The sequence below is a fragment of the Streptomyces shenzhenensis genome (assembly GCF_003688995.1).
Taxonomy (GTDB): Bacteria; Actinomycetota; Actinomycetes; order Streptomycetales; family Streptomycetaceae; genus Streptomyces; species Streptomyces shenzhenensis_A.
This window is the reverse complement of the sequence record NZ_PENI01000072.1, coordinates 1-7,903: the sequence shown is the minus strand read 5'-3', so window position 1 is coordinate 7,903 and position 7,903 is coordinate 1. Positions and strand designations below refer to the sequence as shown.

Here is a 7,903-nt window from a genome sequence, read left to right as displayed (position 1 = left end):
GCTCTACCTGAACTTTCCAGCCATCGGTGGCCAAATTTCCAGCGCCACCAGGGTCAATGGCCAGTTCTTTCATGCCAATTGCCCCGCTGGTATGACATAGATCACCAAAGCAACCAGGCGGCCCCTGTCCACCTTCTACGATCTTGTCACCGTTTCCACTCTTTACCTAACGCATACCTTCACATTGGCATCACGTGGGTGATGCCGATGGAAATGCGAGAGGTCGAAGAATCATGACGATTCACAGAGCCGCGCCACGACGGCGCGGGCGGCCTTGGCTCGGGGGAAGTGTCCGCTGGACAGCGGGCGGTGCCGCCTTAGCCATGGCCATCACTCTCATCGACGCGACGAATTCGGGGGCAGTGTCGCCGGCCGAGGCCGCGGACGCGCCGAAGAAGGCGACAGCGACCCAGGCAGCTGACATACCTTCCGCCCGAGTCGCGGCGAGACTGTCCGGCAAGCGGGTCGAGGCTCTCTCGGAGCGCACCGAGACCTCGACGACGTGGGTGAACAAAGACGGCAGCCTCACAACCGAGTTCGCGGCCGGTCCGATCCGCTTCAAGCGGGACGGCAAGTGGGTCGACGTCGACGTGAAACTGCGTGAATCAGGCTCAGGTGTAGAGCCGATAGCACACCCGGAGGGCCTGCAGCTTGCGGGCAAGACAGGCATGCCGGCGAAGTCCTTGAAGGCTGCTCGCGAGGCCAAGGCCACCGACCTGGTGACGCTCGGCGAGGGAGACCAGCAGATCACCCTCCAGTGGAAGGGCGGCCTGCCGAAGCCGAAGCTGGACGGGACGCGAGCGGAGTACGCCAACGCCATACCGGGCGCGGACGTGGTCGTCGAGGCCACGCGGATCGGCTTCGAGCAGTACGTCGAGATCAAGCAGCGCCCCACCTCGGGTGGCTACTCGTACACGCTTCCGCTGAAAGCCAAGGGCCTGAAGGCGAAGCAACTCGCCGACGGCAGCGTCCTGTTCACCGACAAGAAGAACAAGAAGCGGGCCGTGATGCCCGCGCCGGTGATGTGGGACGCCACCGTCGACAAACGGTCCGGTGAGCACACCAACCGAGCCAAGGTCGGACTGAAAGTCGTTCAGAAGGGCTCCACCGTCGACCTGGTGGTCACACCGGATACGAAGTTCCTCACCGACCCTGACACCCAGTACCCGGTCACCGTCGACCCCTCCACCTCCTCGCTGTCCAACGTCTTCGACACCTACGTGCAGCAGGGCGAGACCGTCGACTGGTCCACCGACACCGAGCTGGACTTCGGCAACCCCGGGACGAAGAACGCCGACGGCACCCCGCGCACGGCACAGACCTTCATCTCGTGGAACACCACACCGGTCCAAGACGCGTTGATTCTCGACGCGAAGCTGAGCCTGTGGAACTTCCACTCGGGTAACACCGACTGCAAGCTCTACCCGTGGGAGGTGTGGTCCTCCCCAGCGGCGTCCACCTCCAGCCGGTGGACGAACCGTCCGACGATGACGGCGAAGAAGGCCACTTCCACCGAGACCCGCGGCAACGCCGCGTGCACCGCGCAGCCGGACGGCTGGATCAACGCCGATGTGACCACGCTGATGCAGGAGTGGGCATCGGCGAAGGCCACCCGCGGTCACATGGGCATCCGCGCCGCCGACGAGTCGGTGGTGGCGCAGTGGAAGCGGGTCAACTCCGCCAACGCCGCCTCCAATCCGCCCAAGTTGGTCGTGAACTACAACTACCGGCCGCGCACCGGCACCAAGCAGGAGGCCGGCCCGCCGTACTTCTCCTACGGCGGCGCCTACACGGTGAACACCACGACGCCGACGCTGCGGGACACCTTCGTCGATGCCGACGGTGACAAAGTCAACGGCACCTTCCAGATCTACGACAACGCCACGAACACCCAGGTCGGCGACGTCATCGTGTCGAAGTACGTACCCTCCGGGCAGGTCGCCTCGGTGACCGTCCCGTCCGGCGTGCTGACCAACGGCAAGACCTACAAGTTCCGCACGTCACCGTACGACGGCACGCACTACAACACCGGCTGGTCGGCGTGGAAGACGTTCACCGTCGACACCACGGCGCCTTCGGCTCCGACGAAGATCACATCCACGGACTACCCGACGGGCAAGTGGAGCAAGGGCGCGGGCCAGGCCGGCACCTTCACGGTTTCCCCACCCGCCTCCGACCACAACTGGCTGGAGTGGTCGCTGGACGGCGTGACCTGGACCAAGGTCACCACTGGGGGTGCGACAGGCGACAAGACCATCTCCATCACGCCCTCCGACAACGGTGTGCAGTCCCTCCTGGTACGTGCCGTCGACAAGGCGGACAACCGGTCGTCGGTGGTCGAGTACACCTTCAACGTGGGAGCCGGCGGATTCCTTCGTCCCGCCTCCGGCGAGCGGACCGCGCGTCGCCTCACGCTGGAAGCCGAGACCGACGGCGGCAAGTACGACGCTGTCTCCTTCTCGTGGCGGCGTTCCGCAGCGGATTCCTGGCAGCCCATGCCTGCCGGGGACGTGACCCTGGACGGTACCGCGCTCGCGCAATGGCCGGTGCCGCTGACGGACGGCAAGAACGCCCCGCTGACCTGGAACGCGTCCGCCACCGTCACCCCCGACGGGACCGTAGAGATCAAGGCCAACTTCACCGGCCCAGGCGGGGCGGCGGGCAGCACGGATCCCGTCACCGTCGTGGTGGACCGCAACGCCGACGGCGCCGCGAGCGAGGACGTCGGGCCCGGTTCGGTCAACCTGCTGACCGGCGACTACGCCCTCTCCCAGGAGGACATCTCCGCCTTCGACCTCACAGTGACGCGCACCGCCCACTCCCGCCGCCCCCAAGCCGGCGCACAGCAGGAGGACCAAGCCGCGATCTTCGGGCCGCAGTGGGTTTCCGGCTTCGAAGCACAGCTGAACGAGTCCGAGTACACCCACCTGGAGAAGATCTCCGACACGGCCGTCAGCGTGGTCCTCGCCGATGACAGCCCGATCCACTTCACGGCCAACGCGGCCAGGACCGGCTGGATACCCGAACCGGGCGCTGAGGAGATGGCCCTGAAGGGCAGCGTCAACGGCACCTTCACCCTCTCCGACAGCTCCGGCACGGTGACCGAGTTCGCCAAGGCCGACCCGCAGGCATCTGCCTGGCAGGTCCGCAGCACCCTGTTCGACGGGCTGTCCAACTCGACCACCACGGTCATGTCGGAGACGGTGACCGTAGACGGGAAGGCTCTGGCGCGGCCCACCCGCATCATCGCCCCGACGTCCGCCGTCACCGCGTCCGCCTGTGCGGCGGACCCGGCGACAAAGGGCTGCCGATTGCTGGAGTACGTCTACGCAACCGCCACGACAGCCACATCCGCGGCGCTCGGCGACGTCAAGGGGCAGGTCCGCGAGATCCGCCTGTGGTCCACCGAGCCCGGAGCGGCCACCGCCACCTCCAAAGCCGCCCAGGCGTACCGGTACGACGACACGGGACGGCTGCGCCAGACGTGGAACCCGCAGATCACCCCGTCCCTGGTGACCGAGTACTCCTACGACACGGCCGGGTGGGTCACATCGCTGACGCCGCCCGGGGAGTTGCCCTGGACGTTCACCTACGGCAAGGCCGGAAACGACCCGGCGGCCGGCGAGGGCATGCTCCTCAAGGCCACCCGCCCCGCACTGAAGCAGGGGACAGCTGACACCACCGAGGGCGAGGCGACGACCAGCATCGTCTACGACGTGCCGCTCTCCGGAGCCACGGCCCCGTACCCGATGGACAAAGACACGGTCAGAGCCTGGGGACAGCAGGACGTTCCCACGGACGCCACCGCGGTCTTCCCTGCCGATGTCGTCCCCGCTTCCCACTCCGGGTCGGCTCTGGGCCAGTCGGACTACCGGCGCGCCACCGTCCAGTACCTCAACGCGTCCGGAGAACGTGTGAACCTGGCCGAGCCGGGAGGCCGGATCGACAATACCGACCACGACCGGTTCGGCAATGTAGTGCGCGTCCTGTCGGCGGGCAACCGGGAGACCGCTCTTGGGACGACGGCAGCGGCCAAAGAGGCCCTCGCCGACCTGGGGCTGGCCGACCGGCCGAGCGCTGAGCGCGCCGAGCTGCTGTCCACGCGGTCGGTCTACGACGACGCCGGTACGCGCGAGCTGGAGAAGTTCGGGCCGCTGGGACGCGTCGAACTCGCCAAGGACCTGACATCAGGCGGCACCACGCTTGTGGCGGCGGGATCCTCCGTCCTCGCCCGCAGCTGGACCAGCAAGCGCTACGACGAGGGACGCCCCGCAGACGCGGTCGGCACCAGCAACCAGATCACCAGCACCACCGAGGGCGCCCAGGTCCGCGAGCACCCCGGAGTCATGGCCGATGTCCAGCTGACCACGGTCGCCTACGACTGGGACAAGGGCCTGCCCACGAAGGTCGTGCAGGATCCCGCCGGCCTCGCGATCACGACCACCACTGAGTACGACGCCCAGGGCCGGGTGACCAAGCAGGGAGCCCCGGGTACCTCGGGAACCGACGCGGGCACCCAGGTCAGCACCTACTGGTCGGCCACCGGCACAGGCACCTGCGCCGGCCGCCCCGAATGGGCGGACCTGCTGTGCACAAGCGGGCCAGCCGGGGACATTACTGGCGGCGGCGCCAACCCCGCCCAACTTCCCACGATGACCGCCGAGTACGACTGGTGGGGCAACACGGCGAAGACGACCGAGAAGGCCGGCACGTCGACCCGCACCATCACCCGCGGCTACGACGCGGCGGGCCGCTCCACCACTGTGCAGATCACGGGCGGCATCGGAGCGGACGTACCTTCGACGACCACGTCCTACGACTCCGCCTCGGGCCGCGCGTACAAGACCACGTCGCCGACCGGCGGCACCATCACCCGCGCCTACGACAAGCTGGGCCGGGAGATCTCCTACGCCGACGCCGACGGAGGGACCACCACCACCACGTACGACCGTCTCGACCGCCTGGGCAAGGTCGAGAACAGCGTTCCCAGCACCGTCACGTACACCTACGACACCGCTGTCGAGCCGCGGGGGCTCGCCACCAAGGTGACCGACTCGGTCGCCGGCGACTTCTCCGCCACGTACGACGCGGACGGCGCGGTGGCCGCCGAAAAGCTGCCGGGCGGCTACACGCTCAAGCAGACCAAGGACACAGCGGGTGCCGTCGTCGAACGCACCTACACCAGGGACAGCGACGGAGTGACCGTCTACAACGACGCCGTCACATCCACGATCCACGGCCAGGCCGCCACGCGCTCCGGCTGGTCGCACCAGGAATTCGGCTATGACGACGCTGGGCGGCTGACCCGAGTGGAGGACACCAGCGACAACTTCTGCACTCTGCGCACCTACACCCTGGACAAGCGCTCCAACCGGACCGGCACGGCCAGCACTGCCGCAGCTCCCGGTCTGGCCTGCCCCACCAGCGCGGGCGGTGTCACCAACCACTCCTTCGACACCGCGGACCGGATCGTCGACACAGGCTACGCCTACGACGCCTTCGGCCGCACCGCCGCCCTGCCCGGCAGCACCATCGAGTACTACGCCAACGACCTGGCCCGTCGGCAGACCGCCGGATCCCGGCGCCAGACGTGGCAGCTTGATGCCGCACTGCGATTCCGTTCATGGACCGTGGAGGCTAACAGCGCAGGCACCTGGACCCAGACGTCAGCCAAGACCAACCACTACGGCAGCGACTCAGACAACCCAAGCTGGATAGTGGAGGACGCCACCCAGGGAACGGTGACCCGCAACGTCGCCTCCGTCACGGGATCGTTCAGCGCGACGACGGGAAAGAGCGGCGGCACCATCCTGCAGTTGTCCAACGTCCACGGAGACATCGCCCTGCAACTGCCACTCGACACGGCTGTCGCACCGACGGTGATCGACAGCGACGAGAACGGTGCGTCACGCCCGGGCAAGGTCACGCAGCGCTACGGCTGGTTCGGCGGCAAGCAGCGATCCGGCGAGACGCTCACCGGAATCGTCCTCATGGGCGCGCGTCTCTACGACCCGAGCACGGCACGCTTCCTGCAGACCGACCCGGTCTTCGGCGGCAACTGCAACGCCTACGACTTCGTCTGCGCCGACCCGGTCAACGGAACGGACCTCGACGGCCGGTGCGGTGCCTGGGGGAATCCGTTCAAGGCCTGCGACAAATGGCGCATCCTGATGTGGTCGCGTTCTCCCGGAAGCCATTGGAAGACCATCCGTGAGGGCAGCAAGACCGCTGTCAGGGCGAACGGGATCAGGTACGGCAAGTTCGGTCTGAGGCATATCAAGGACCGGCACGTCGGAAAGGGCAAGCGCGATGCGTGGCGTTACAGCTCCACTATGCTCCGGGATCTCAAGAAGACGCTCATCTCCGGCAGGTGGACGCAAGAGTGGGGCGGCGTCTACGACGGCTCCTTCAAGGTCACTTACACCTACTGGACAGGCTGCGGCTGCCGCAAGAAGAAGAAATATGTTGTGACGGCCTTCTACCGCACCACCAGGGCACCCGACGGAAAGCCCCTCGGCGTGACGACTGCCTACATCCACAGGAAGTACTGACACACCACCTGTCCCGGTGGCGGAAGGGGAAGCCTTCCGCCACCGGGACGGATAACCTCTACAAGAAGCGGGTTCCACACATGACCTCCCCGAGTTCACCCGATGCGCTCGTCCGCTCCGTTGCCGAGAGCATTGCGAATCGAACGGCGGGCCAGAAGCAACCGGTACGAGCACTGGAATCGGTCGTCGGCCTCGTCGAGGCCGACGAAGCGGACATGGCTGTGGACCACCTGGCAAGAGTGATCGACTACTACCGCATCCCCATCCTCCAGACGGAATACGACCAGCTCGTCTCCGCAGCCACGCAGCTGGATGCGCTGGACTCAATTACCGAAACTCGGATCGATCGACTCATCACTGGATGAGTGGTCGCCACGAACGGCCGTGGACCGTCGAGCCTGAGCGAAGGCTCGACGGTCACCGACACCGTGCTGTTGTCGCGGAGCACCACCTGCCTTCCGTCCTCTGTCACCGGGTGTATGTCCGACTGATGGCTCCGACCGCCGCGGCCTCAGTGACGTACTGCCGCACTCGGCTCGTCACTTCCGGCAGGGAACGATCTTCCCCTGCACGGGAAACGATCTCCGAAAAGGTCGCTACACCGCACGTCAGGTCCACTTGTGAACACCCCTCATCCAGCGCGCCGGGCGGCTGCTACCCGCCGAGGACCCCGAGATCCCCACCGCCGTCACCGGCCGCCCAGGGCAGGCCCGAGTCGCCCGCCCAGCTCGACGCCATGGAACAGGCCGGAAATGTCGAGATCAACACCACCACGACCGTGGTCAACGCACCCTTCCTGACCTGGCCCGGCGGCCGGCGGTAGACAGCTCGCCACACGTCCACAGCTTCAGCTGCACGACCGGTACGGTGCCGTTCCCGATCTGCCTGATGGGAGCCTGCCGACGTTGCCGACGGCTGCGGCTTGTTCCCGTAGACGCTCGATCTCAAGGTGCTGGGCGGCAATTTGAGAGAGAGCACGTCGCTTGAAGTCCTTGAGCTTCTCGATCTGCGCGGTCCTAGGATCGGGGACCGAACCGGCGCCCCGCAGGGCAGACAGGTGTCGTTCGAACTCTTGGGCCAGGTGCTGATACGGCCCTGGGCGGGCAGTGCCGTCGCGGTTCTTCTCGGCGTGGAAGGCAGTGCGGGGTACCCCGGCCTCGCTCGCCAGCGCCCGCAGATCACACTTGCCGCCGGGCGACAAGTTGCCACGCAGCAACCGGTCCATTGCCGCTCGGATCGCCTCTTCGTTGCGGGCTTGGGTGTCCTCGCTGATACGTCCCATGTCATGCTGCTGTTCCGGTCGCGGCGTCGATTTCGGCCAACATTCGAAGATCGCGGTCGAGTTCCTTCTG

At 66.7% G+C, this 7,903-nt stretch carries 3 protein-coding genes; 2 read left to right on the top strand and 1 reads right to left on the bottom strand.

What is annotated here, in order from left to right; genetic code table 11:
• Nucleotides 1-323: 323 nt before the first annotated feature.
• Entirely contained in the window at nucleotides 324-6,551 is a 6,228-nt protein-coding gene (locus CTZ28_RS46080; RefSeq protein ID WP_121895924.1) for a DNRLRE domain-containing protein, read from the top strand.
• Nucleotides 6,552-6,631: 80 nt separating this feature from the next.
• A complete protein-coding gene (locus tag CTZ28_RS46765) occupies nucleotides 6,632-6,916 on the top strand; it encodes a hypothetical protein (RefSeq protein WP_147481310.1) in 285 nt (94 codons plus the stop codon).
• 482 nt (nucleotides 6,917-7,398) lie between these two features.
• On the opposite strand, the gene CTZ28_RS46075 is transcribed toward CTZ28_RS46765, so the two are convergent.
• Nucleotides 7,399-7,903: hypothetical protein (locus tag CTZ28_RS46075; protein WP_310887664.1), on the bottom strand; the 505-nt coding region annotated here is incomplete at its 5' end.

What these genes read in the sequence shown, in the direction of transcription:
- CTZ28_RS46765 (WP_147481310.1), top strand. Translation starts at nt 6,632, where the DNA reads ATGACCTCCCCGAGTTCACCCGATGCGCTCGTCCGCTCCGTTGCCGAG.
- CTZ28_RS46080 (WP_121895924.1), top strand. Translation starts at nt 324, where the DNA reads ATGGCCATCACTCTCATCGACGCGACGAATTCGGGGGCAGTGTCGCCG.